Raw genomic sequence first — 20,736 nt, forward strand, 5'->3', positions numbered from 1 at the left:
ATCCTCTCTCAGATTCGATTCACAGCAATCAGCGGCAGATCGTCGGCGGCGTTCAACTCACGCCCGGCGATGTAACGCTCGCTGCGGCGGGTACGGTCCATTACCTGCCCGACCAATTGGCCACAGGCGGCATCAATGTCTTCACCACGGGTGGTGCGGACGGTGACGTTGTAGCCGGCCTGGTGCAGTTGATCCTGGAAACGGCGGATAGCGTTGTTGCTCGGCCGCTCGTAGCCAGAATGTGGAAACGGGTTAAACGGAATCAGGTTGATCTTGCACGGGGTGTTCTTGAGCAACTCGATCATCTCGATCGCGTGTTCGACCTTGTCGTTGATGTCCTTGAGCATGGTGTACTCAATGGTCAACACGCGTTTTTCGCCCAAGGTCGCCATGTAACGCTGGCAAGATTCGAGCAGCATCTTAAGCGGATACTTCTTGTTGATTGGCACCAATTGGTTACGCAATGCGTCATTCGGTGCATGCAGCGACAACGCCAGGGAGACGTCGATGTGCTTGGCCAGCTCATCGATCATCGGCACCACGCCGGAGGTCGATAGGGTTACACGGCGCTTGGAGATGCCGTAGCCCAGGTCGTCCATCATCAGGTGCATGGCCGCAATGACGTTGTCGAAGTTCAGCAGCGGCTCACCCATGCCCATCATCACCACGTTGGTGATGGCACGGTCGACGGTCGCCGGGACGCTGCCAAAGGATTTGTTGGCAATCCACACCTGGCCGATCACTTCGGCGGCGGTGAGGTTGCTATTGAAGCCTTGCTTGCCGGTGGAGCAGAAACTGCAGTCCAGGGCACAGCCTGCCTGGGACGAAACGCACAAGGTGCCGCGCTTGCCCTGGGGAATGTACACGGTCTCGACGCAGCTGCCGGACGCCACGCGCACCACCCATTTACGGGTGCCATCGGTGGAGATGTCCTCGCTGACGACTTCGGGACCACGCACTTCAGCAATGGCCTTGAGCTTGTCGCGCAGGGCCTTGCTGACGTTCGTCATGGCATCGAAATCATCGACGCCAAAATGGTGAATCCATTTCATTACCTGACCGGCACGGAAACGCTTCTCCCCGATTGAGTCGAAGAATTTCTCCATTTCCGGCTGAGTCAGACCCAGCAGGTTGGTTTTAACAGTCGATGTAGTCATGGATTCACCCTCACTCTTTAAGCCGATGCTTAGCGAGCGGTTACTTCAGTAGCAGCGAAAAAGTACGAGATTTCGCGAGCAGCGGCAGCTTCGGAGTCCGAGCCGTGTACAGCGTTGGCGTCGATGGATTCAGCGAAGTCAGCACGGATAGTGCCAGCAGCCGCTTCTTTAGGGTTGGTAGCGCCCATCAGCTCACGGTTCAGAGCGATAGCGTTTTCGCCTTCCAGAACCTGAACAACAACAGGACCGGAGATCATGAAGGCAACCAGGTCGCCGAAGAAACCACGAGCGCTGTGCTCAGCGTAGAAGCCTTCAGCTTCAGCCTTGGACAGTTGCTTGAGTTTCGAAGCTACAACCTTCAGGCCGGCTTTTTCGAAACGAGTGGTGATCTCGCCGATGACGTTTTTTGCAACAGCGTCAGGCTTGATGATGGAGAAAGTACGTTGAACAGCCATGGTGTAACTCCAGAAACGGTAATTTACGAAAAATTAAACCCGCGAATTATACGCGGGTTATTGGGTATTGCCTAACTGCGTAAAGGGAGGCGTCAGTCCTGTTCTTCTTTCCAGGCAGTCTGGATAGCTTCCAGAACCTTCTCACCGCCGCGATCACGCTCATCTTCGAACCCTGGCAACGCCATGACCATGTCACGCAAAGCTACAAAGTTCAGGGAGTAAGGATCCAGATCCGGGTTGGCATCCGCCAACAGGATAGCGATCTCTTGCACATCAACCCATTTAAGACTCATGACACTTCCTTGAATCAATGCGGCGCTTCGGCGGCGTGGTTGAGGGAATATTTCGGAATTTCGACAGTGATGTCTTCCGTGCCGACCTTTGCCTGACAGCTTAGACGCGAAGTCGCCTCCAGGCCCCATGCGCGGTCGAGAAAGTCCTCTTCCAGCTCATCAGCCTCTTCAAGGCTGTTGAAGCCCTCGCGGATGACGCAGTGGCACGTGGTGCAAGCGCACACACCGCCGCAGGCGCTTTCGATCTCGATGTGGTTGTCATGGGCAACTTCGAGGATGGACTTGCCGGTCTCAGCCTCCACGACCATACCGTCCGGGCAATGCTCGGCGTGTGGCAGAAAAATGACCTGCGGCATTAATTATTCCTCGATTTCATTCAGGTTGCGTCCCGCCAGGGCGGCTTTGACCGTCTGGTCCATACGACGGGCGGCAAAAGCATCGGTCACTTGCGACAGACGCTTGGTCTGTTGCTCGATGGCATAACCATCGTCGCCTTTCATCAGTTCGGCCAGTTCCTGCATCTGCAGGTCGATGACCATGCGCTCTTCGGCATCCAACAGGCGCTCGCCGTCAGCATCTAGGGCACCCTGCACCGCTTCGAGCAGGCGCTGGGCGTCGACTTGCTGCTCACGCAATACACGGGCGACCTTGTCGTCACCGGCATACTGGAACGAGTCTTTGAGCATTTTGGCGATTTCACCGTCGGTGAGACCGTAGGACGGCTTGACCTGGATGCTCGCCTCAACGCCTGAACCCAGCTCACGCGCGGCCACATTCAACAGGCCGTCGGCGTCGACCTGGAAGGTCACGCGGATCTTCGCCGCACCCGCGACCATCGCCGGGATACCGCGCAGTTCAAAACGCGCCAGGGAGCGGCAGTCGCTGATTAGCTCGCGCTCACCTTGCAGCACGTGGATCATCATGGCCGTCTGGCCATCTTTGTACGTAGTGAAGTCCTGGGCGCGGGCGACGGGGATCGTGGTGTTGCGTGGAATCACCTTCTCCATCAAACCGCCCATGGTTTCCAGTCCCAAGGACAGCGGAATCACGTCGAGCAGCAGCAATTCGCCGCCATCGCGCTTGTTGCCGGCCAGGGTATCGGCCTGGATCGCAGCGCCAATGGCGACTACTTGATCCGGGTCGATTTCAGTCAGCGGCTGGCGACCGAACGCTTCAGCAACGGCTTCACGCACGCGCGGCACACGGGTGGAGCCACCGACCATGACCACGGCGCCGACGTCTTCCAGCTCGATACCGGAGTCACGCACGGCACGGCGGCAAGCTTTCAGGCTGCGGGCAACCATCGGTTCGATCAACGCATCAAAGGCTTCGCGCGTCAGTTGGGCCGACCAGGTGCCGTAGGAAACTTCAACGGTTGCAGCCTCAGTCAGCGCTTCTTTGGCGGCGCAGGCGGTTTGCAGCAGATTGCGCTGCGCGCCGGGGTCCAGGTCGGCGGACAGACCGGCACTGGTGATGATCCAGCCAGCGATAGCGTGGTCGAAGTCATCGCCGCCCAGGGCGCTGTCGCCGCCGGTGGCCAACACTTCAAACACACCGCCGGTCAGGCGAAGGATCGAAATATCAAAGGTGCCGCCGCCGAGGTCGTAAATAGCGACCAGACCTTCTGCGTGCTGGTCGAGGCCATAAGCCACGGCCGCCGCAGTCGGTTCGTTGAGCAGGCGCAGCACGTTCAGGCCGGCGAGTTTCGCCGCATCCTTGGTGGCTTGGCGCTGCGCGTCATCGAAATAAGCCGGAACGGTGATCACCGCACCAACCAGTTCGCCACCCAGGGTTTTTTCCGCGCGCTGACGCAGTACCTTGAGGATATCGGCCGACACTTCCACCGGGCTTTTCGGGCCCTGGATGGTGTCGATGAACGGCATGTGGGATTCACCGCCGACAAAGCGATACGGCAGCTGGTCGCCCAATTGCTTGACGTCGGACAGACCACGACCCATCAAGCGCTTGACCGACAGCACGGTATTCAGAGGATCAGTCGACGCCGCCAGCTTGGCCGACTCACCGACTTCAGTGCGATCGGCGTGGTAGCGCACGGCAGACGGCAGGATCACCTGGCCGTCAGCGTCGGGCAACGGCTCGGACAGGCCGCTGCGCAAGGCAGCAACCAGGGAATTGGTGGTGCCCAGGTCAATCCCGACCGCCAGGCGACGCTGGTGCGGTTGAGGGCTTTGGCCGGGTTCGGCGATTTGCAGTAGGGCCATGGTAATCAGGTCTTATCTGTCTATCAGGCGTGCATCACGGGCAGCACACGGGGTTAATCGTCGAGGCGCTCTTCTAGCTGGCGCACTTCGTAGGTGAGCTTGTCGAGGAACTGCATGCGCCGCATCAGGCGTTCGGCCTGTTCACGTTGCGCGGCATCATCCCAACAGGCTGCGAAGCTTTCGTTGAGCTCATCCTGGGCCGTTTTCAGACGACGCTTGAAGACCGCGACGCCGGCAAGATCGGCTTCGTCCTGCAACTCTTCGAGCTCTTCGCGCCACTGCATCTGCTGCATCAGGAAGTCGGGATCGTGAACCGTGACTTCCAGCGGCAACTCTCCACCGTTCATCGCGAGCAGATAACGCGCGCGCTTGGGCGGATTTTTCAGGGTCTGATAGGCCTCGTTGAGGCTGGCCGACTTCTCCAGAGCAACGCGCTGCTCACGCTCGGAGGCGTCAGCAAAACGGTCTGGATGCACCCCACGCGCCAATTCTCGGTAGCGCGTGGCAAGCTGCTCAAGGTCCAGGCGAAAACTCGGCTGCAGCTCGAATAAAGCGAAATGACAAGGAGTACCCACGAATAGCCTCAGATGTTGAAGCTTTCGCCGCAGCCACATTCACCGCGCACGTTGGGGTTGTTGAACTTGAAGCCTTCGTTCAACCCTTCCTTGACGAAATCGAGTTCGGTGCCGTCCAGGTAGGTCAGGCTTTTAGGGTCGATGATCACTTTCTCGCCGTGACTTTCGAACACCTGGTCTTCCGCCACCACCTCGTCGACAAACTCCAGCACGTAGGCAAGGCCGGAGCAGCCTGTGGTGCGAACACCCAAGCGAATCCCCTCACCTTTACCGCGCCCATTCAGGGAGCGGCGAATGTGCTGTGCAGCCGCTTCTGTCATGCTGATAGCCATCGTTGACTCCTTACTCGTCGCCAAATGCTTAGATCAAGCCTTTCTTCTGCTTGTAGTCGCGAACGGCCGCCTTGATAGCGTCTTCTGCGAGTACCGAGCAGTGGATTTTCACTGGCGGCAGGGCCAGTTCTTCGGCCAGCTGGGTGTTGCTGATGGTGACAGCCTCATCCAGGGTCTTGCCTTTCATCCATTCGGTCGCCAGGGAGCTGGAGGCGATGGCCGAACCGCAGCCGTAGGTCTTGAACTTGGCGTCTTCGATAACGCCAGCGTCGTTGACCTTGATCTGCAGGCGCATCACATCGCCGCAGGCCGGGGCGCCGACCATGCCGGTGCCGACATCTGGGTCTTCCGCGTCCATCTTGCCGACGTTACGCGGGTTTTCGTAGTGGTCGATGACCTTTTCGCTGTAAGCCATGGTACTGAATCCTCACTCATCAGGGCCGCTCTGGAACCCTGTAGAAACGCCTGCGTTTTCCGCCACGTTGCTACAGAGCTGGGGTGGCGGCTTCTATAGTTAGTGTGCCGCCCACTCGATCTTGGAAATATCGACGCCGTCTTTGTACATGTCCCACAGCGGCGACAGAACGCGCAGCTTGTTGACGGCTTCGCAGACTTTCTGCGCGGCGTAATCGACTTGTTCTTCGGTGGTGAAGCGGCCGAACGTAAAGCGGATCGAGCTGTGTGCCAGTTCGTCGTTGCGGCCCAGGGCGCGCAGTACGTACGAAGGCTCAAGGGACGCCGAGGTGCAGGCCGAACCGGACGAAACCGCCAGGTCCTTGAGCGCCATGATCAGCGACTCGCCTTCAACGTAGTTGAAGCTCAAATTCAGGTTGTGCGGTACACGGGCGGTCATGCTGCCGTTGATGTACAGCTCTTCAAGGCCTTCGACCTGCTTGTAGAAGCGGTCGCTCAGGGCTTTGATGCGGATGTTTTCGGCAGCCATGTCTTCCTTGGCTACGCGGAAGGCTTCGCCCATGCCGACGATCTGGTGGGTCGCCAGGGTGCCCGAACGCATGCCGCGCTCGTGACCGCCGCCGTGCATGGTGGCTTCGATGCGCACGCGAGGCTTGCGGCTCACGTACAGGGCGCCGATGCCTTTAGGGCCGTAGGTCTTGTGGGCAGAGAACGACATCAGGTCGACTTTCAGCTTCGACAGGTCAATGTCGACCTTGCCGGTGGACTGAGCAGCGTCGACGTGCAGCAGGATGCCCTTCGAGCGAGTCAGCTCGCCGATGGCCGCGATGTCGTTGATGGTGCCGATTTCGTTGTTCACGTGGATCACGGAAACCAGGATGGTGTCTTCACGCAGGGCCGCTTCGATCATGGCCGGGGTGACGATACCGTCGGTGGTTGGCTCGAGGTAGGTGACCTCGAAACCTTCACGTTCCAGTTGGCGCATGGTGTCGAGGACAGCCTTGTGCTCAATCTTGGTGGTGATCAGGTGTTTGCCCTTGGTCGCGTAGAAATGCGCCGCGCCCTTGATAGCCAGGTTGTCAGACTCGGTAGCACCGGAGGTCCAGACGATTTCACGCGGGTCTGCGCCAACCAGGTCAGCAACCTGGCGACGAGCGTTCTCGACCGCTTCCTCGGCTTTCCAGCCAAATACGTGGGAACGGGAGGCCGGGTTACCGAAGTTTCCGTCAACCAGCAGGCATTCGCTCATCTTTTGCGCGACACGCGGATCAACCGGGGTGGTCGCTGAGTAATCAAGGTAAATCGGCAATTTCATGGACTTTCTCCTAAATCAGGCTGGCTGGCGTGCCGTTAGCTCTTCGGCTGTCACTCGACGGCGGACGCTTCGATCTTGTCCAGACGCGGCGCCTTGGTGTTGCAACGGCGCTGGTCCTGACGCTGGGCTACTTCTTGCACCTCACGGCGAGTCACAAGATCAGCCAAGCTGATACCACTCAAAAACTCATGGATCTGCAGGCTCAAGTCACACCACAGGTGGTGTGTGAGGCAGGTGTCGCCGGCGTGGCAGTCACCCAGGCCCTGGCATTTGGTAGCGTCGACGGATTCGTTGACCGCGTCGATCACCTGAGCCACTTGGATACCCTGCATGTCGCGGGACAACTGATAGCCGCCGCCTGGGCCGCGAACACTGGAAACCAGGTTGCTACGGCGCAATTTGGCGAACAGTTGCTCAAGATAGGACAGGGAAATGCCTTGGCGCTCGGAGATATCGGCCAGGGACACCGGCCCAGTTTGCGCATGCAAAGCCAGGTCGAGCATGGCAGTCACCGCGTATCGGCCTTTTGTAGTCAGTCTCATGGACAAGTACCAAGGTGTTTCAGAATGGGGGCAAGTATGCGATTCCCGAGTATTTAAGTCAACTATAAGACCTAGTACTTTAGTCAGGATTACCCGTAAAAAGGGCGCGCGAATCATAGCAGGATGGGGCGGGATCGACCAGCGCAACCGGGGCTGCGCCGATCAACAGCAAACACTTAGCCCGCCTTGGTGGAGGCTTCGTCCTTGATCTCGGCGAAGTCTTCTTCGCGCAACTCAGGCAGATCTTTGGCGCAATACGGGCTACCCAGGTCTTTCAACGCACCGCACATACCATCCAGCTTACCGTCGACCGCTTGCAGGTGATCAAGCAACTGGCCAATGGCGCGCGCCACAGGGTCGGGCATGTCTTCGCTGACGCCATAGGCATCGAAGCCAATCTTCTCAGCCATGGCCTTGCGCTTGGCTTCCTGCTCGTCGCCAACTTCCGGCTTGACGATGATCCGCCCAGGAATACCCACAACGGTTGCACCCGGCGGCACAGCTTTGGTTACTACCGCATTGGAGCCGACCTTGGCGCCCGCGCCGACGGTGAACGGGCCAAGCACCTTGGCACCCGCCCCTACCACCACGCCATCACCCAAGGTTGGGTGGCGCTTGCCCTTGTTCCAACTGGTGCCGCCAAGCGTCACGCCCTGGTAAAGGGTTACGTCATCGCCGATCTCGGCAGTCTCGCCAATCACGATGCCCATGCCATGGTCGATGAAGAAGCGACGGCCGACCTTGGCGCCTGGATGAATCTCGATCCCAGTCAGCCAGCGACCGAAGTTCGACACTAACCGCGCCAGCCATTTCCAGCCCATGCCCCACAAGGCGCCGGACAGGCGATGGATCCAGATGGCGTGCATGCCTGGGTAGCAGGTCAGCACTTCAAAGGCATTGCGCGCCGCCGGGTCACGGTGGAAAACACTCTGGATATCTTCTCGCAAACGCTCGAACATTTTTAATCCTTCCGCTTAAGAAGCTCGCCACGGGCCGCTTTCTGGGTTTCCGTGAGGATGCCACGCAATATATTCATTTCCGCCCGGCTGACCGAGCTGCGCCCGTAAAGACGACGCAGGCGTGCCATCAAGTGCCGTGGCTTTTCCGGATCGAGGAACTCAATGGCCACCAGGGTTTGCTCCAGGTGTTCATAGAACCGCTCCAGCTCGTCCATGGTGGCCAACTCGCCACTTTTGGTCGACGCGACCTCTTCCTTCTCTACCTTACTCGGCTGACCCGCAGCGGCCAGCCAAGCCATGCGCACTTCGTAAGTCAACACCTGCACCGCCGCCCCGAGGTTCAGCGAGCTGAACTCAGGGTCTGATGGGATATGCACGTGGTAATGACATCGCTGCAGCTCTTCATTGGTCAGGCCGGAGTCTTCACGGCCAAAGACCAAGGCGATTTCAGCGCCGCCGGCAGCCTCCTCGACCACTTTGGTGCCGCACTCACGCGGATCCAGCAAGGGCCAGGGGATACGACGGTCGCGGGCACTGGTGCCGAGCACCAGGTTGCAGCCGACCAAGGCATCTTCCAAAGTGGCGACGACCTGGGCTTTTTCAAGGAGGTCATTGGCGCCGGATGCGCGGGCATCGGCCTCGTGGTGCGGGAACACGCGCGGGTCAACCAGCACCAGGCGCGTCAGCCCCATGTTTTTCATGGCTCGCGCCACCCCGCCGATGTTGCCGGGATGACTGGTATTGACCAAGACGACACGAATGTTTTGCAGCAAGGGAGGCGCTCTCGGACACGGGAAAGGGGAGCAAATCTTACAGAACAGCCTAAGGTTATGCCATGAAAGCTAACGTCGTCCTTCACCTGAAGAAAGTTTCTGCTAGAATGCTCGGCTTTCTTTAACAACCTTAGGTGACACATCCATGCAGCCCATGCTGAATATCGCGCTGCGCGCCGCCCGCAGCGCCAGTGAATTGATCTTCCGCTCCATCGAGCGCCTGGATACCATCAAGGTCGACGAAAAAGACGCCAAGGATTATGTATCCGAGGTGGATCGCGCCGCCGAACAGAAAATCATCGACGCGCTGCGCAAGGCCTACCCTACTCACGGCATCCTCGGCGAAGAAACCGGCCTGCACAAAGGCAGCGGTGAAGGCGAAGACTACCTGTGGATCATCGACCCACTGGATGGCACCACCAACTTCCTGCGCGGCATCCCGCACTTTGCCGTGAGCATTGCGTGCAAATACCGTGGTCGCCTGGAACACGCCGTGGTTCTGGACCCAGTTCGCCAGGAAGAATTCACCGCCAGCCGTGGCCGTGGCGCCCAGTTGAATGGACGTCGCCTGCGCGTCAGCGGTCGCACCAGCCTGGACGGCGCCCTGCTGGGCACCGGCTTCCCATTCCGTGATGACCAGATGGACAACCTGGAAAACTACCTGGGCATGTTCCGCGCTCTGGTTGGCCAGACTGCTGGCATCCGTCGCGCGGGCACAGCGAGCCTGGACCTGGCTTACGTTGCCGCTGGTCGCTTCGATGCGTTCTGGGAGTCGGGTCTGTCCGAGTGGGACATGGCTGCGGGCGCCCTGCTGATCCAGGAAGCGGGCGGCTTGGTGAGCGACTTCACCGGTGGTCACGATTTCCTTGAGAAAGGCCACGTGGTTGCCGGCAACACCAAATGCTTCAAGGCAGTCCTGACGGCGATCCAGCCGCACCTGCCGGCTTCGCTGAAGCGCTAAGCGAGCGAGCACAAAAAAGCACCCCAAGGGGTGCTTTTTTTATGCCTGTAGAACCGGTTACTGCTGATTCTGACCCAGGATCAGACGACCTTCTTTGTCGACTGGAATCTGGCTGCCTGGGTCGCGCTCCATACGCACCGAACCTTCCTTGCCATCCAGGTTGTAACGCACGTCATACCCGACCACTTTGTCACTGATGTCGTTAACGGTGTTACAACGGGTTTGCGTGGTGGTGTAGGTATCACGGTTCTGCATGCCTTCCTGAACCTTATTACCGGCGTAACCGCCACCCACCGCGCCGGCTACAGTCGCCAGCTTCTTGCCATTACCACCACCGATCTGGTTGCCCAGCAAGCCACCCGCCAGGGCGCCTACGACCGTACCGGCGATTTGATGCTGATCCTGCACCGGACGCTGCCGGGTCACGGTGACGTCCTTGCAGACCTCACGGGGAGTTTTAATCTGGGTTTTAACCGGCTGCACCGCCAGAACTTGCGCATACTCAGGGCCGCTTTTTACCAGGCTGTAGGTGGCAACAGCACCCCCGGCAGTCACACCGACAGCACCCAATACCGCACCAACCAGCAACGACTTGTTCACGTGAACCTCCTGACCATCACAAGCGGACCAAACGTCCGCGCTATACCCAGCCTTGGAGCAAAAAAAAAGGCGCGAGTTCAATACTCACGCCTTTCTTGTCACAGCCGATCAACAAACGCCCATCAAGGACGGTCGTCAACCTCCTTGCCAGTGCTGGCCGGAGGAATCAGGTCTTCGCTGTTCAGGTTCAGCCAGATCAACACCACGTTGGCGATGTAGATCGACGAGTAGGTGCCCGCCAGAACGCCGATGAACAGCGCCAGGGAGAAGCCCCACAGGTTGTCGCCACCGAAGATCATCAACGCAGCGATCGCCAGCAAGGTGGAGATCGACGTCGCCATGGTCCGCAGCAGGGTCTGTGTGGTCGAGACGTTGATGTTCTCGATCAGCGACGCCTTGCGCAGTACACGGAAGTTCTCACGAACCCGGTCAAATACCACGATGGTGTCGTTGAGGGAGTAACCAATGATCGCCAGCACGGCCGCCAGTACGGTCAGGTCGAACGTGATCTGGAAGTACGCCAGGATACCCACGGTCACGATCACGTCGTGAATCAGCGACACAATGGCGCCGACACCGAACTTCCACTGAAAGCGGAAGGCCAGGTAGATCATGATGCCGACCAGAGCCATCAGCATGCCGAGGCCGCCCTGGTCGCGCAGCTCTTCACCGACCTGCGGACCCACGAATTCAACACGCTTAACCGACGCCGGGTTGTCGCCGCCGACCTTCTGCAAGGCCTCGGCTACCTGGTGACCCAGTTGCGGGTCTTCGCCAGGCATACGCACCAGCAGGTCGGTGGTCGCACCAAAACTCTGCACGATGGCTTCGTGATAGCCGGCCTTGACCAGCTCGTTGCGCACCAGGGTCACATCGGCCGGCTTCTCGTAGGTCAGCTCGATGAGCGTACCGCCGGTGAAGTCCAGACCGTAGTTCAGGCCCTTATGGAACCAGCTGAACAACGCCAGAACGGTAAGGAGCACGGTGACGCCGAACGCAACGTTGCGAACGCCCATGAAGTTGATTGTACGTAACATGGCAGCCCCTTAAATCCACAACTTCTTGAAGTCACGCCCGCCAAAGATCAGGTTGACCATTGCGCGGGTCACCATGATGGCCGTGAACATCGAGGTAAAGATACCGAGGGACATGGTCACCGCAAAACCTTTGACCGGGCCGGTGCCCATGGCAAAGAGAATCCCGCCGACCAACAGTGTGGTCAGGTTGGAGTCGAGAATCGCGGTAAATGCCCGGCCGAAGCCTTCGTTGATTGCACGCTGTACGGTCATGCCCGCCGCGATCTCTTCACGGATCCGCGAGAAGATCAGTACGTTGGCGTCTACCGCCATACCCATGGTGAGTACGATACCGGCGATACCTGGCAGGGTCAGCGTAGCGCCCAGCAGCGACATCAGAGCCAGCAGCATCACCATGTTGCCCGCCAGGGCCACGGTGGCGATGATGCCGAAGAAGCGGTAGATGGCGATGATGAACAGGGACACGAACAGCATGCCCCACAAGGCCGCGTCGATACCCTTGGTGATGTTGTCGGCACCCAGGCTCGGACCGATGGTACGTTCTTCAGCGAAGTACATCGGGGCAGCCAGGCCACCGGCACGCAGCAGCAGCGCCAGTTCCGAGGATTCGCCCTGGCCGTTCAGGCCGGTGATACGGAATTGAGCACCCAGCGGCGACTGGATGGTCGCCAGGCTGATGATCTTCTTCTCTTCCTTGAAGGTCTGTACCGGCACGTCTTTCTCGACGCCGTTGACCATCTGCTTGGTGTAGGTGGTCACCGGGCGTTGCTCGATGAAGATCACCGCCATGCTGCGACCGACGTTGCTGCGCGTAGCGCGGCTCATCAGTTCGCCACCATGGCCATCCAGACGGATGTTCACTTCAGGGGTACCGTGCTCGCCAAAACCAGCCTTGGCGTCGGTCACCTGGTCACCGGTGATGATCAAGCCACGCTCGATCAACGCAGGGGGACGGTTACCTTCGCGGAACTCGAACTCTTCGGCAGTGGCGCGGGTAGCACCCGGCTCAGCCGCCAGACGGAATTCCAGGTTGGCGGTTTTACCCAGGATACGCTTGGCTTCAGCGGTGTCCTGTACGCCCGGCAGCTCAACCACGATGCGGTTGGCACCCTGGCGTTGAACGATCGGCTCGGCCACGCCCAGTTCGTTGACGCGGTTACGGACCGTGGTCAAGTTCTGCTTGATGGAGTATTCGCGGATTTCCGCCAGCTTGGCCGGGGTCATCGCCAGACGCAGTACAGGTTGACCGTTGAGGTCGGCCGGTACGATGTCGAAATCGTTGAAGTTCTTGCGGATCAGCGCACGGGCCTGTTCGCGGGATGCTTCGTCAGAGAAGCCCAGCTGGATGGCACCGTTGAGCTGCGGCAGGCTGCGATAACGCAGGCGCTCTTTACGCAGCAGGCTCTTCACGTCACCTTCGTAGACCTTCAGGCGCGCGTCGAGGGCCTTGTCCATGTCGACTTCCAGCAGGAAGTGCACACCACCGGACAAGTCCAGACCCAGCTTCATTGGGTGCGCGCCGATCTTGCGCAGCCAGGTAGGCGTGGTCTGTGCCAGGTTGAGCGCGACCACATAGTCGTCACCCATGGCCTTGCGCACCACATCTTTGGCCGGCAATTGGTCTTCTGCCTTGGTCAGGCGCAGCAAACCGCCCTTCGCATCAGCCGCCAAGGTTGCCGCCTTGACCTGGATACCCGCGTCAACGAGCGCTTTGCTCGCGCGTTCCAGATCGGCCTGATTGACCTGCAGCGAAGTGCTGGCGCCAGTGATCTGGATCGCCGGGTCATCAGGATAGAGATTGGGAGCGGAATAAATAAAACCGATCGCCAGCACCGCCAGGATCAGTACGTATTTCCACAGAGGGTATTTGTTCAGCATCACGCCGCCCGCTTATAACGCGGGGCGCCTTGCGCGCCCCGTCGATTGGTAAAGGTTGTTACTCAGATCGCTTTGAGCGTGCCTTTTGGCAGCGTGGCGGCGATGGCGCCCTTCTGGAACTTCATTTCTACGGTGTCGGAAACTTCCAGAACCACGAAAGCATCGGAAACCTTGGTGATCTTGCCAGCGATGCCGCCGGTGGTCACAACTTCATCACCTTTCTGCAGGCTGCCCAGCAGGTTTTTCTGCTCTTTGGCGCGCTTGGCCTGTGGACGCCAGATCATCAGGTAGAAGATGACCAGGAAGCCGACCAGGAAAATCCACTCGAAACCACCGCCCATAGGGCCGGCAGCAGCAGGCGCAGCGGCATCAGCCATGGCGTTAGAGATAAAAAAGCTCATTTAGCACTCCAGTTGCAAATAGTGAATCTTAGGGTCGGAAAACTCAGTCCAAGGGCGGCACAGGAAGCCCGCGCTTGGCATAGAAGGCATCGACGAAGGCGGCCAATGTACCCTGTTGAATAGCCTCGCGCAAACCAGCCATCAGGACTTGGTAGTGACGCAAATTGTGGATGGTATTCAACATGCTACCCAGCATTTCCCCACACTTGTCCAGATGGTGCAGATAAGCACGGGAGAAGTTCTGGCAGGTGTAGCAATCACAGGTGGGATCCAGCGGCGAATCATCATGGCGATGGAACGCGTTACGGATCTTCAGCACGCCTGTATCGATGAACAGATGCCCATTGCGGGCATTACGGGTTGGCATCACGCAATCGAACATGTCCACACCGCGGCGCACACCCTCTACGAGATCTTCCGGTTTGCCAACGCCCATAAGGTAACGAGGTTTGTCAGCCGGCATCAGGCCCGGCAGGTAATCCAGCACCTTGATCATTTCGTGCTTGGGCTCGCCCACCGACAAACCGCCGATGGCCAGGCCGTCAAAGCCGATTTTGTCCAAGCCTTCCAGCGAGCGTTTGCGCAGGCTTTCGTGCATGCCGCCCTGGACGATACCGAACAGCGCAGCGGTGTTGTCACCGTGGGCATTCTTCGAACGCTGAGCCCAACGCAGGGACAACTCCATCGAAATCCGCGCGACATCTTCGTCAGCCGGGTACGGCGTGCACTCGTCGAAAATCATCACGATGTCGGAACCCAGGTCGCGCTGCACCTGCATCGACTCTTCCGGGCCCATGAACACCTTGGAACCATCCACCGGCGAGGCGAAGGTCACGCCCTCTTCCTTGATCTTGCGCATGGCGCCCAGGCTGAACACCTGGAAACCACCCGAGTCGGTCAGGATCGGGCCTTGCCACTTCATGAAGTCATGCAGGTCGCCGTGCTTCTTGATCACTTCCGTGCCCGGGCGCAGCCACAGGTGGAAGGTGTTACCGAGGATGATCTCGGCGCCGGTGGCAACGATGTCGCGCGGCAGCATGCCCTTAACGGTGCCGTAGGTGCCGACCGGCATGAAAGCCGGGGTCTCGACGGTGCCGCGCGGAAAGGTCAGGCGACCGCGTCGGGCCTTGCCGTCAGTGGCAAGCAGTTCAAACGACATACGACTCATAAGGTTCCCTCTGGGCCGCGTGGCGCCGGGTTACGGGTGATAAACATCGCATCACCGTAGCTGAAAAAACGGTACTCGTTGGCGATGGCGGCTTGATAAGCGGCCATGGTTTCCGGATAACCGGCAAATGCCGACACCAGCATCAACAGCGTGGATTCGGGCAAATGGAAGTTAGTCACCAGGCAATCGACCACATGGAAGGGCCGGCCTGGGAAGATAAAGATATCGGTGTCGCCGCTGAACGGTTTGAGCACGCCATCACGGGCCGCGCTTTCCAACGAACGCACGCTGGTGGTTCCCACGGCGACGACTCGCCCGCCACGCGCCTTGCACGCCGCGACAGCGTCCACGACGTCCTGGCTAACTTCCAACCACTCGCTGTGCATATGGTGGTCTTCGATGTTATCCACACGTACCGGCTGAAACGTGCCGGCCCCCACGTGCAGGGTCACATAGGCGGTCTCGACGCCCTTGGCGGCAATCGCATCCAGCAGCGGCTGATCGAAGTGCAGGCCCGCAGTCGGCGCGGCAACGGCGCCGAGGCGCTGGGAGTACACCGTCTGATAGCGTTCGCGGTCCGAGTCTTCGTCGGGGCGGTCTATATAGGGCGGCAGCGGCATATGGCCGACGCGCTCCAGCAGCGGCAGTACTTCTTCGGCAAACTTGAGTTCGAACAGCGCATCATGACGCGCCACCATCTCGGCTTCGCCACCGCCATCGATGAGGATGCTTGAACCCGGTTTCGGCGACTTGCTGGAGCGCACGTGAGCCAGTACGCGATGACTGTCCAGCACCCGTTCCACCAGAATTTCCAGCTTGCCACCGGAAGCTTTCTGGCCAAACAGCCGCGCCGGAATCACCCGGGTATTGTTGAACACCATCAGATCGCCTGGGCGCAAATGCTCAAGCAAATCAGTGAATTGACGGTGTGCGAGGGCGCCACTCACCCCGTCCAGGGTCAGCAGTCGACTGGCGCGACGCTCGGCCAAAGGATGGCGAGCGATCAGCGAATCAGGGAGTTCAAAAGTAAAGTCAGCAACGCGCATGATGGAGTTCGTCTAGCAGGGCCGGGAAGTCTAGCGGAAATAGTGAAAATTGACCATGAAAGGTGATTGACCAACGGTAATCTCATCTCTATACTTCGCCGCCATTGAGCCCTGATGGCGGAATTGGTAGACGCGGCGGATTCAAAATCCGTTTTCGAAAGGAGTGGGAGTTCGAGTCTCCCTCGGGGCACCATAATTTTCCTTGTAAATCAAGGACTTAGAAAAGGGGTAGAAAGAAATTTCTACCCCTTTTTCTATCCAAAAAATCTACCCTTCTCATACCCTTTTCTTGGGAAAAACCGCCTCCCGGTGGCGTCCGCTTCGGCTTCGCTCTGCACACCTGAAACGGTGTATTGAAGCTATCCTTCTTATCCAGACCGTTTGACGTGCTGCGGCTCTGCAGCAGTGCGGGAAAGGGTCAACCATGGATCGAATGTGTCTCATACTCAGGTGAGGATTAGCCTAAGAATGATTATCAGACCATTTACTATTTAGATTGCCACTAAGCTCTGCAAAAACCTCTACATAAAAAGCGACAAAAAGCATGATGGCAAAATGACACGCCATGGGTTAGTGTTTGTGTTATTTCGCTGGGTTCATCGGTGTAGGTAACTAATATGTTTGGGCACTATAAAAATAGACAGAAGCATTACGAAATAGTCAAACAGATATTATGGCAAGACTATAAAGTTGATAACGAGTTGAATCCAAATTTTATTTCGCTATCCGATTATAAAAGCATAGTTGATGAAGCTGTTCGTGATGAGATAAATGATGAAGAGGTCGCATTAAAAGTTGTGACCAGATATTGTGTTAACTTGGCAGCCAATGGCCATATACAAGATGCAAAACAATTAGCTCCAAGAGTTCTATTTGCTGCTGAGTATTTTTTAGATCGCGGCTTAATATCAAAAAAAATCTGGAATTACGTGAATACAGGGCTATCAAGTTATGTTCTGCCTACCAAAGACTGAATACAACATATTGGCCTGCTAGGTCGTTTTTAGCGGTTGAAGTTGTTCAAGCTTGAAAAATTACCAGATGAACGCGGTGGATGGTCATTTCATATTCTGTGAAATTTAAAGAATATGGTTGACCTCTATTTGATAATTAAGGTCCCACCTTAAATATATTTTCGGTTTTCTATTGACAACGTTTTTCATTGATTTTAAGCCAAAAAACGACTATCCAAGAAAATTGAAACTCAAAAAACCGACAAAAAACGTAGAAAAAACTCAATGCACTTTTCTAGTGCGTCAACAGAAACAAGCTAAAAACGGCGTGTTTTAATTCCCGGTATTACCATACGCACAAGATGGTAAATCGTCTAAAAACGGCAATTTCAAAGGTTTTGATTTTTGAAAGTTTTGCTACTCAAAATTTATTGAATATAAAAATTTGAGTTCTACGCTTTTGATTTTGATATGCGAACTTTGTTCGCAATACCCAGATGCTTTTCGCCTGTTAGGGCGGGCTTTTGCTTTTGCTCTTCTTGGATAACTCTTAAATAAGTGTCGCAAGTTGATTTTATAGGTTTTTTTGACCGTTTTTGATTTTTAAAAAAATCAGCTTTTTTACAGGTTAGAAAGTAAAAATATTTATTTATTTGACAACCATGCACGGCATGGTATTTGTATTAGTAACGAACAATAATAACTTTCATGATATTTATTCCACAACGCATAATCCTTAAAAATCTTACTCCTGAATTTTTCTTTGCAGAATGTGAAAGGCAGTATTTTTTTGAGCGAGCCATCGAAAAAAAGATGATTGCAAAGGAATGTCTTGAAAATAAGTTAAATAACTCATCAAAAAGAAAGCGTGAAAACATAGCCAAAGAAATAAGAAACCTCAAAAATAAATTCACTTGGGTTGCCACTTGCAGTGAATATAGATGCTGGAAGATACGACATAAATACATTCTAGCTGGCGATTTGGACGAAATCGTCAAAAATATCACGTTTGTTTTCGAGAGAATTCAAGAGCAACTAATAATAAAGCAGAGAAACCTCGACAACGATGACTCCGGCGAGAGTATTTTTTCACGCATAAAGAATGATTGGGATATCGGTTATGGTATCAAAATAAAGGACATTAAAGGGTCAACTATAAAAGACAAGCTCATCAACATTGCTGATGAGAAAAGACTTAAATCACAAATAAAAAGAATACAAAAACAAAGAAGCGAACTTTTAAAGCTGCACTCAGGTTTGATTGGTTCCGGTCGAGCATTTGAGATTTGTAGTGATGAAGTTGTTCGCAATAGAGAAGCTGACGAAGCCAGCCAGCTTGATTACATAATGAAGAAATCTCTTGTTAATGAAAACAACAAGAAAATCCCACTATGGAAAGTAGCAAGCACTGAAAAGCAAAGATTTGCTGAGATATTTATCCAAGTCTCATCGTTGGACGCCTATGCCAAACAACTTAACTATAAGCCTCTTTTCATAACTTTTACCGCTCCGGCAAGATTTCATCCAAAGCCGTCGAAAGGCGTTAGTTCTTGGGACGGTTCAACCCCAAAGGATAGCAATGATTACTTGAAAGGCTTATGGAATGCTTTTAGAAAAGACATCCATAGACATAAGATTGAGATGAATGGTTTCTGGGCAGTCGAACCTCACAAAGACCAGTGCTTTCATAAGCACGCTTTAATGTATGTTAATAAGAAACATTATGACGAATTAGTAATCTTGATTAACAAGCATTTTAGACACTCGGAAAACGCCGTAAGAATTGAAGAAATTGACGCAAAGAAAAGCAAGGCAACATCATACGTGATGAAGTATCTAACTAAGTCATTCAATTTGGAATTCGAGTTAAAAGGCGGCGTCCTAAATGTAGATAAGTTGGAAATCTCAAATCACAAAAAAGTTAGAGCAGTTCAAGCACTGTGGTCTGTGCGTAGATATGCAATGTTCGGCGTTAAGAATACGCTTTCATTGTGGAGAGAGCTGAAAAGAAAATCATTCTTGAAAGGCAAGAATGACGTTATTGATAAGGCGTTCGCATTTGTGGACAAGAACGATTTCATTGGGTTCTCTATATTTGTAAATGGAAACCTAAAAATAATGAGGCTATACAGCAAAATACAAGTATTTAAGAATGACCTGCTCGGTGATGTTTTCGGAAAAAGACTAATAGGTAAATACATAATTGATTTGAGCACAAAAGAAATGATTGATATAAAAGCAAATTACAAAATTGTTGATACTGCATTGCTTGATGCTGCCGAGTTGCAATAAATAAATACTTATCTATTGATTATTTATAATCGCATGTTATATTGTTATCAAGAACAGGAGATTATGAGCATGCAACTAATAAGGGTAACTAGCAAAAGAAAAGAAATCTTAAAATATACAAAAAAACTAGGTCTTTATGGTTTATATAAAGATGTTAAGAATGCACATGACAAAAGTGTTTGTCATTTGATTTTTGACCCATTAGATTACACATTCAAGGTGCTGGTAGACCAAAGTAGAGTTCCTTACGAATATCAAGACGAATGTATAAGGGACTTATAACAAAGCCAGCTAATGCTGGTTTTTTTGTGCCTGAATTTTGTCAAGAAAAATATGTATTTATTTGACTTTGCTTTTATTTGTGCTCTAATAAATATATATAAATAAGAAAGGGACACTAATGAAAAAACCAAAAGCAAAAGCAAATCTTAAAGTTTGCACCATCACACTCGACGCTGAAACACATAATCAATTTAGAGAAATTGCCAATACTCACAAATTTCCGTTGTCACGCTTTATAAATGATTGTATGAAAGAATACTTAAATGTAAGCAAAGTTAACGGGTTCAACAAAGATGTAACGCTACAAGTTGGAATTAGAAACTTTCAAATCCAAGACAAATAAAAAGCCCTGATAGGGCTATTTTGTTAACTGTGGTTTTAAGTCAAACGTAACCGCTCTTTTGTTTGCCATCTGTGCTTTAAAAGCTTGTTCAAGCTGTTTTGCGGCTGACGGGTCTCTTTCTTTAATTTCATCAAATAGATTATATAATTTCTGTCTTAATTCATATTGACGCTTAACCTCTCCAGTTTTTATGCCATTACGATTGTCTGGAATGTTGTCCATTTCTCTATGCCCCGCGATGTCTCGTGTGCTGTTGCCCGGAAATAAACTTTTCGTTAGTCTCGGTTGCAACCATTCAAATTCTTCAACAATTTCATCATTCGAATATGTTGAATAGTCGCCATCAATCTTATGGTTTTCAGGCTCTGGAATCGGCTCCGGTGTCATCGGTGCGTAAATGTCATCTACGGCAGGCTCTACTGGTGTAGGTGTCTCTAAGGCCTTTGTAGGAGCTTCTGCGACAGGTGTAGGGTTGGATGGCTCAAACTCTTTCATCAAGTCATCAATCAAGTCATCGTTGGTAGGTGCTACCTGTTCTTGTTCAACCTGCTTTGTAGGCTCTGGTGGCTTCTCAGGAGCTTTTTGAAGAGGTATAGGCATGACAGGCTCAACTGGTTTAGGTGCTTCTACGGCCACCGTAGGGGCTTCTGGTGCTGGTTGCGGTTTAGGATCGGCCTTCTTATTCATCGATGCGGATTCCACGCCATCCGGACACTCAGCCCACCAACATCCGGACAC

The 20,736-nt window shown here is 54.4% G+C and carries 22 protein-coding genes, 1 tRNA gene and 1 pseudogene; 5 read left to right on the forward strand and 19 right to left on the reverse strand.

Annotation, left to right across the window (positions count from 1 at the left end):
• Positions 1 to 8: 8 nt before the first annotated feature.
• From rlmN to trmJ, 12 genes are all read right to left on the reverse strand, one after another.
• The gene (gene rlmN, locus H096_RS13095; protein WP_033898629.1) at positions 9 to 1,157 is read right to left on the reverse strand and encodes a 23S rRNA (adenine(2503)-C(2))-methyltransferase RlmN; all 1,149 of its coding nucleotides are present in this window, start codon (positions 1,155 to 1,157) and stop codon (positions 9 to 11) included.
• Positions 1,158 to 1,186: 29 nt separating this feature from the next.
• Entirely contained in the window at positions 1,187 to 1,612 is a 426-nt protein-coding gene (gene ndk / locus H096_RS13100) for a nucleoside-diphosphate kinase (RefSeq protein WP_003175956.1), read from the reverse strand.
• A gap of 92 nt (positions 1,613 to 1,704) precedes the next feature.
• On the reverse strand, positions 1,705 to 1,905 hold the full coding sequence (gene iscX, locus H096_RS13105; protein WP_016977667.1) for a Fe-S cluster assembly protein IscX: 201 nt from the start codon (positions 1,903 to 1,905) through the stop codon (positions 1,705 to 1,707).
• 14 nt (positions 1,906 to 1,919) lie between these two features.
• On the reverse strand, positions 1,920 to 2,261 hold the full coding sequence (fdx, locus tag H096_RS13110; protein WP_015885743.1) for an ISC system 2Fe-2S type ferredoxin: 342 nt from the start codon (positions 2,259 to 2,261) through the stop codon (positions 1,920 to 1,922).
• 3 nt (positions 2,262 to 2,264) lie between these two features.
• Positions 2,265 to 4,127: a Fe-S protein assembly chaperone HscA gene (gene hscA, locus H096_RS13115; protein WP_033898631.1), complete on the reverse strand. Its 1,863-nt coding sequence runs from the start codon at positions 4,125 to 4,127 to the stop codon at positions 2,265 to 2,267.
• Positions 4,128 to 4,180: 53 nt separating this feature from the next.
• Complete coding sequence (gene hscB / locus H096_RS13120; protein WP_033898633.1) at positions 4,181 to 4,702, reverse strand: co-chaperone HscB; 522 nt, start codon at positions 4,700 to 4,702, stop codon at positions 4,181 to 4,183.
• Positions 4,703 to 4,710: 8 nt separating this feature from the next.
• Positions 4,711 to 5,034 (reverse strand): iron-sulfur cluster assembly protein IscA, encoded by a 324-nt coding sequence (gene iscA, locus H096_RS13125; protein ID WP_003175963.1) that lies wholly within the window; start codon positions 5,032 to 5,034, stop codon positions 4,711 to 4,713.
• Between the two features lie 28 nt (positions 5,035 to 5,062).
• Entirely contained in the window at positions 5,063 to 5,449 is a 387-nt protein-coding gene (gene iscU, locus H096_RS13130; RefSeq protein ID WP_028617851.1) for a Fe-S cluster assembly scaffold IscU, read from the reverse strand.
• Positions 5,450 to 5,548: 99 nt separating this feature from the next.
• Positions 5,549 to 6,763, reverse strand: coding sequence for an IscS subfamily cysteine desulfurase (locus H096_RS13135; protein WP_016971998.1), 1,215 nt, complete (start codon positions 6,761 to 6,763; stop codon positions 5,549 to 5,551).
• Positions 6,764 to 6,813: 50 nt separating this feature from the next.
• The gene (iscR, locus tag H096_RS13140; RefSeq protein ID WP_003194020.1) at positions 6,814 to 7,305 is read right to left on the reverse strand and encodes a Fe-S cluster assembly transcriptional regulator IscR; all 492 of its coding nucleotides are present in this window, start codon (positions 7,303 to 7,305) and stop codon (positions 6,814 to 6,816) included.
• Positions 7,306 to 7,481: 176 nt separating this feature from the next.
• The gene (cysE, locus tag H096_RS13145; protein WP_033898636.1) at positions 7,482 to 8,264 is read right to left on the reverse strand and encodes a serine O-acetyltransferase; all 783 of its coding nucleotides are present in this window, start codon (positions 8,262 to 8,264) and stop codon (positions 7,482 to 7,484) included.
• A gap of 2 nt (positions 8,265 to 8,266) precedes the next feature.
• On the reverse strand, positions 8,267 to 9,037 hold the full coding sequence (gene trmJ, locus H096_RS13150; protein ID WP_016977661.1) for a tRNA (cytosine(32)/uridine(32)-2'-O)-methyltransferase TrmJ: 771 nt from the start codon (positions 9,035 to 9,037) through the stop codon (positions 8,267 to 8,269).
• 145 nt (positions 9,038 to 9,182) lie between these two features.
• Here trmJ and suhB point away from each other — a divergent pair, with 145 nt between their 5' ends.
• Positions 9,183 to 9,998: an inositol-phosphate phosphatase gene (gene suhB, locus H096_RS13155; RefSeq protein WP_033898639.1), complete on the forward strand. Its 816-nt coding sequence runs from the start codon at positions 9,183 to 9,185 to the stop codon at positions 9,996 to 9,998.
• Positions 9,999 to 10,055: 57 nt separating this feature from the next.
• Here suhB and H096_RS13160 read toward each other — a convergent pair whose 3' ends face one another.
• The 6 genes from H096_RS13160 to queA all read right to left on the reverse strand — a co-directional run bounded on the left by H096_RS13160 (position 10,056) and on the right by queA (position 16,128).
• Complete coding sequence (locus tag H096_RS13160) at positions 10,056 to 10,598, reverse strand: glycine zipper 2TM domain-containing protein (protein WP_010207894.1); 543 nt, start codon at positions 10,596 to 10,598, stop codon at positions 10,056 to 10,058.
• Between the two features lie 122 nt (positions 10,599 to 10,720).
• Positions 10,721 to 11,635, reverse strand: coding sequence for a protein translocase subunit SecF (gene secF, locus H096_RS13165; RefSeq protein WP_028617853.1), 915 nt, complete (start codon positions 11,633 to 11,635; stop codon positions 10,721 to 10,723).
• 9 nt (positions 11,636 to 11,644) lie between these two features.
• Positions 11,645 to 13,513, reverse strand: a complete 1,869-nt coding sequence (secD, locus tag H096_RS13170) for a protein translocase subunit SecD (protein WP_033898641.1) — start codon at positions 13,511 to 13,513, stop codon at positions 11,645 to 11,647.
• Positions 13,514 to 13,575: 62 nt separating this feature from the next.
• Complete coding sequence (yajC, locus tag H096_RS13175; protein ID WP_003175975.1) at positions 13,576 to 13,914, reverse strand: preprotein translocase subunit YajC; 339 nt, start codon at positions 13,912 to 13,914, stop codon at positions 13,576 to 13,578.
• Between the two features lie 43 nt (positions 13,915 to 13,957).
• Complete coding sequence (tgt, locus tag H096_RS13180) at positions 13,958 to 15,073, reverse strand: tRNA guanosine(34) transglycosylase Tgt (RefSeq protein WP_003175976.1); 1,116 nt, start codon at positions 15,071 to 15,073, stop codon at positions 13,958 to 13,960.
• Positions 15,074 to 15,078: 5 nt separating this feature from the next.
• Positions 15,079 to 16,128, reverse strand: coding sequence for a tRNA preQ1(34) S-adenosylmethionine ribosyltransferase-isomerase QueA (queA, locus tag H096_RS13185; RefSeq protein WP_033898643.1), 1,050 nt, complete (start codon positions 16,126 to 16,128; stop codon positions 15,079 to 15,081).
• 108 nt (positions 16,129 to 16,236) lie between these two features.
• On the opposite strand from queA, the gene H096_RS13190 reads away from it, so the two are divergent.
• The 4 genes from H096_RS13190 to H096_RS33890 all read left to right on the forward strand — a co-directional run bounded on the left by H096_RS13190 (position 16,237) and on the right by H096_RS33890 (position 19,998).
• A tRNA-Leu gene (locus H096_RS13190) sits at positions 16,237 to 16,321 on the forward strand.
• 424 nt (positions 16,322 to 16,745) lie between these two features.
• Positions 16,746 to 17,102, forward strand: coding sequence for a hypothetical protein (locus tag H096_RS33885; RefSeq protein ID WP_143129379.1), 357 nt, complete (start codon positions 16,746 to 16,748; stop codon positions 17,100 to 17,102).
• A gap of 687 nt (positions 17,103 to 17,789) precedes the next feature.
• Positions 17,790 to 19,373: a replication endonuclease gene (locus tag H096_RS13195; RefSeq protein WP_028624199.1), complete on the forward strand. Its 1,584-nt coding sequence runs from the start codon at positions 17,790 to 17,792 to the stop codon at positions 19,371 to 19,373.
• 400 nt (positions 19,374 to 19,773) lie between these two features.
• A complete protein-coding gene (locus H096_RS33890; protein ID WP_143129380.1) occupies positions 19,774 to 19,998 on the forward strand; it encodes a hypothetical protein in 225 nt (74 codons plus the stop codon).
• Positions 19,999 to 20,013: 15 nt separating this feature from the next.
• Here the strand turns inward: H096_RS33890 and H096_RS33895 are convergent.
• A pseudogene (locus H096_RS33895) lies at positions 20,014 to 20,736 on the reverse strand (hypothetical protein); the annotation flags it as partial.

Source organism: Pseudomonas sp. FH1, assembly GCF_000510895.2.
In the GTDB taxonomy this organism is placed as follows: domain Bacteria; phylum Pseudomonadota; class Gammaproteobacteria; order Pseudomonadales; family Pseudomonadaceae; genus Aquipseudomonas; species Aquipseudomonas azotoformans_A.

What these genes read in the sequence shown, in the direction of transcription:
- rlmN (WP_033898629.1), bottom strand. Translation starts at nt 1,157, where the DNA reads ATGACTACATCGACTGTTAAAACCAACCTGCTGGGTCTGACTCAGCCG.
- ndk (WP_003175956.1), bottom strand. Translation starts at nt 1,612, where the DNA reads ATGGCTGTTCAACGTACTTTCTCCATCATCAAGCCTGACGCTGTTGCA.
- iscX (WP_016977667.1), bottom strand. Translation starts at nt 1,905, where the DNA reads ATGAGTCTTAAATGGGTTGATGTGCAAGAGATCGCTATCCTGTTGGCG.
- fdx (WP_015885743.1), bottom strand. Translation starts at nt 2,261, where the DNA reads ATGCCGCAGGTCATTTTTCTGCCACACGCCGAGCATTGCCCGGACGGT.
- hscA (WP_033898631.1), bottom strand. Translation starts at nt 4,127, where the DNA reads ATGGCCCTACTGCAAATCGCCGAACCCGGCCAAAGCCCTCAACCGCAC.
- iscA (WP_003175963.1), bottom strand. Translation starts at nt 5,034, where the DNA reads ATGGCTATCAGCATGACAGAAGCGGCTGCACAGCACATTCGCCGCTCC.
- iscU (WP_028617851.1), bottom strand. Translation starts at nt 5,449, where the DNA reads ATGGCTTACAGCGAAAAGGTCATCGACCACTACGAAAACCCGCGTAAC.
- H096_RS13135 (WP_016971998.1), bottom strand. Translation starts at nt 6,763, where the DNA reads ATGAAATTGCCGATTTACCTTGATTACTCAGCGACCACCCCGGTTGAT.
- iscR (WP_003194020.1), bottom strand. Translation starts at nt 7,305, where the DNA reads ATGAGACTGACTACAAAAGGCCGATACGCGGTGACTGCCATGCTCGAC.
- cysE (WP_033898636.1), bottom strand. Translation starts at nt 8,264, where the DNA reads ATGTTCGAGCGTTTGCGAGAAGATATCCAGAGTGTTTTCCACCGTGAC.
- suhB (WP_033898639.1), top strand. Translation starts at nt 9,183, where the DNA reads ATGCAGCCCATGCTGAATATCGCGCTGCGCGCCGCCCGCAGCGCCAGT.
- secF (WP_028617853.1), bottom strand. Translation starts at nt 11,635, where the DNA reads ATGTTACGTACAATCAACTTCATGGGCGTTCGCAACGTTGCGTTCGGC.
- secD (WP_033898641.1), bottom strand. Translation starts at nt 13,513, where the DNA reads ATGCTGAACAAATACCCTCTGTGGAAATACGTACTGATCCTGGCGGTG.
- yajC (WP_003175975.1), bottom strand. Translation starts at nt 13,914, where the DNA reads ATGAGCTTTTTTATCTCTAACGCCATGGCTGATGCCGCTGCGCCTGCT.
- tgt (WP_003175976.1), bottom strand. Translation starts at nt 15,073, where the DNA reads ATGTCGTTTGAACTGCTTGCCACTGACGGCAAGGCCCGACGCGGTCGC.
- queA (WP_033898643.1), bottom strand. Translation starts at nt 16,128, where the DNA reads ATGCGCGTTGCTGACTTTACTTTTGAACTCCCTGATTCGCTGATCGCT.
- H096_RS33885 (WP_143129379.1), top strand. Translation starts at nt 16,746, where the DNA reads ATGTTTGGGCACTATAAAAATAGACAGAAGCATTACGAAATAGTCAAA.
- H096_RS13195 (WP_028624199.1), top strand. Translation starts at nt 17,790, where the DNA reads ATGATATTTATTCCACAACGCATAATCCTTAAAAATCTTACTCCTGAA.
- H096_RS33890 (WP_143129380.1), top strand. Translation starts at nt 19,774, where the DNA reads ATGAAAAAACCAAAAGCAAAAGCAAATCTTAAAGTTTGCACCATCACA.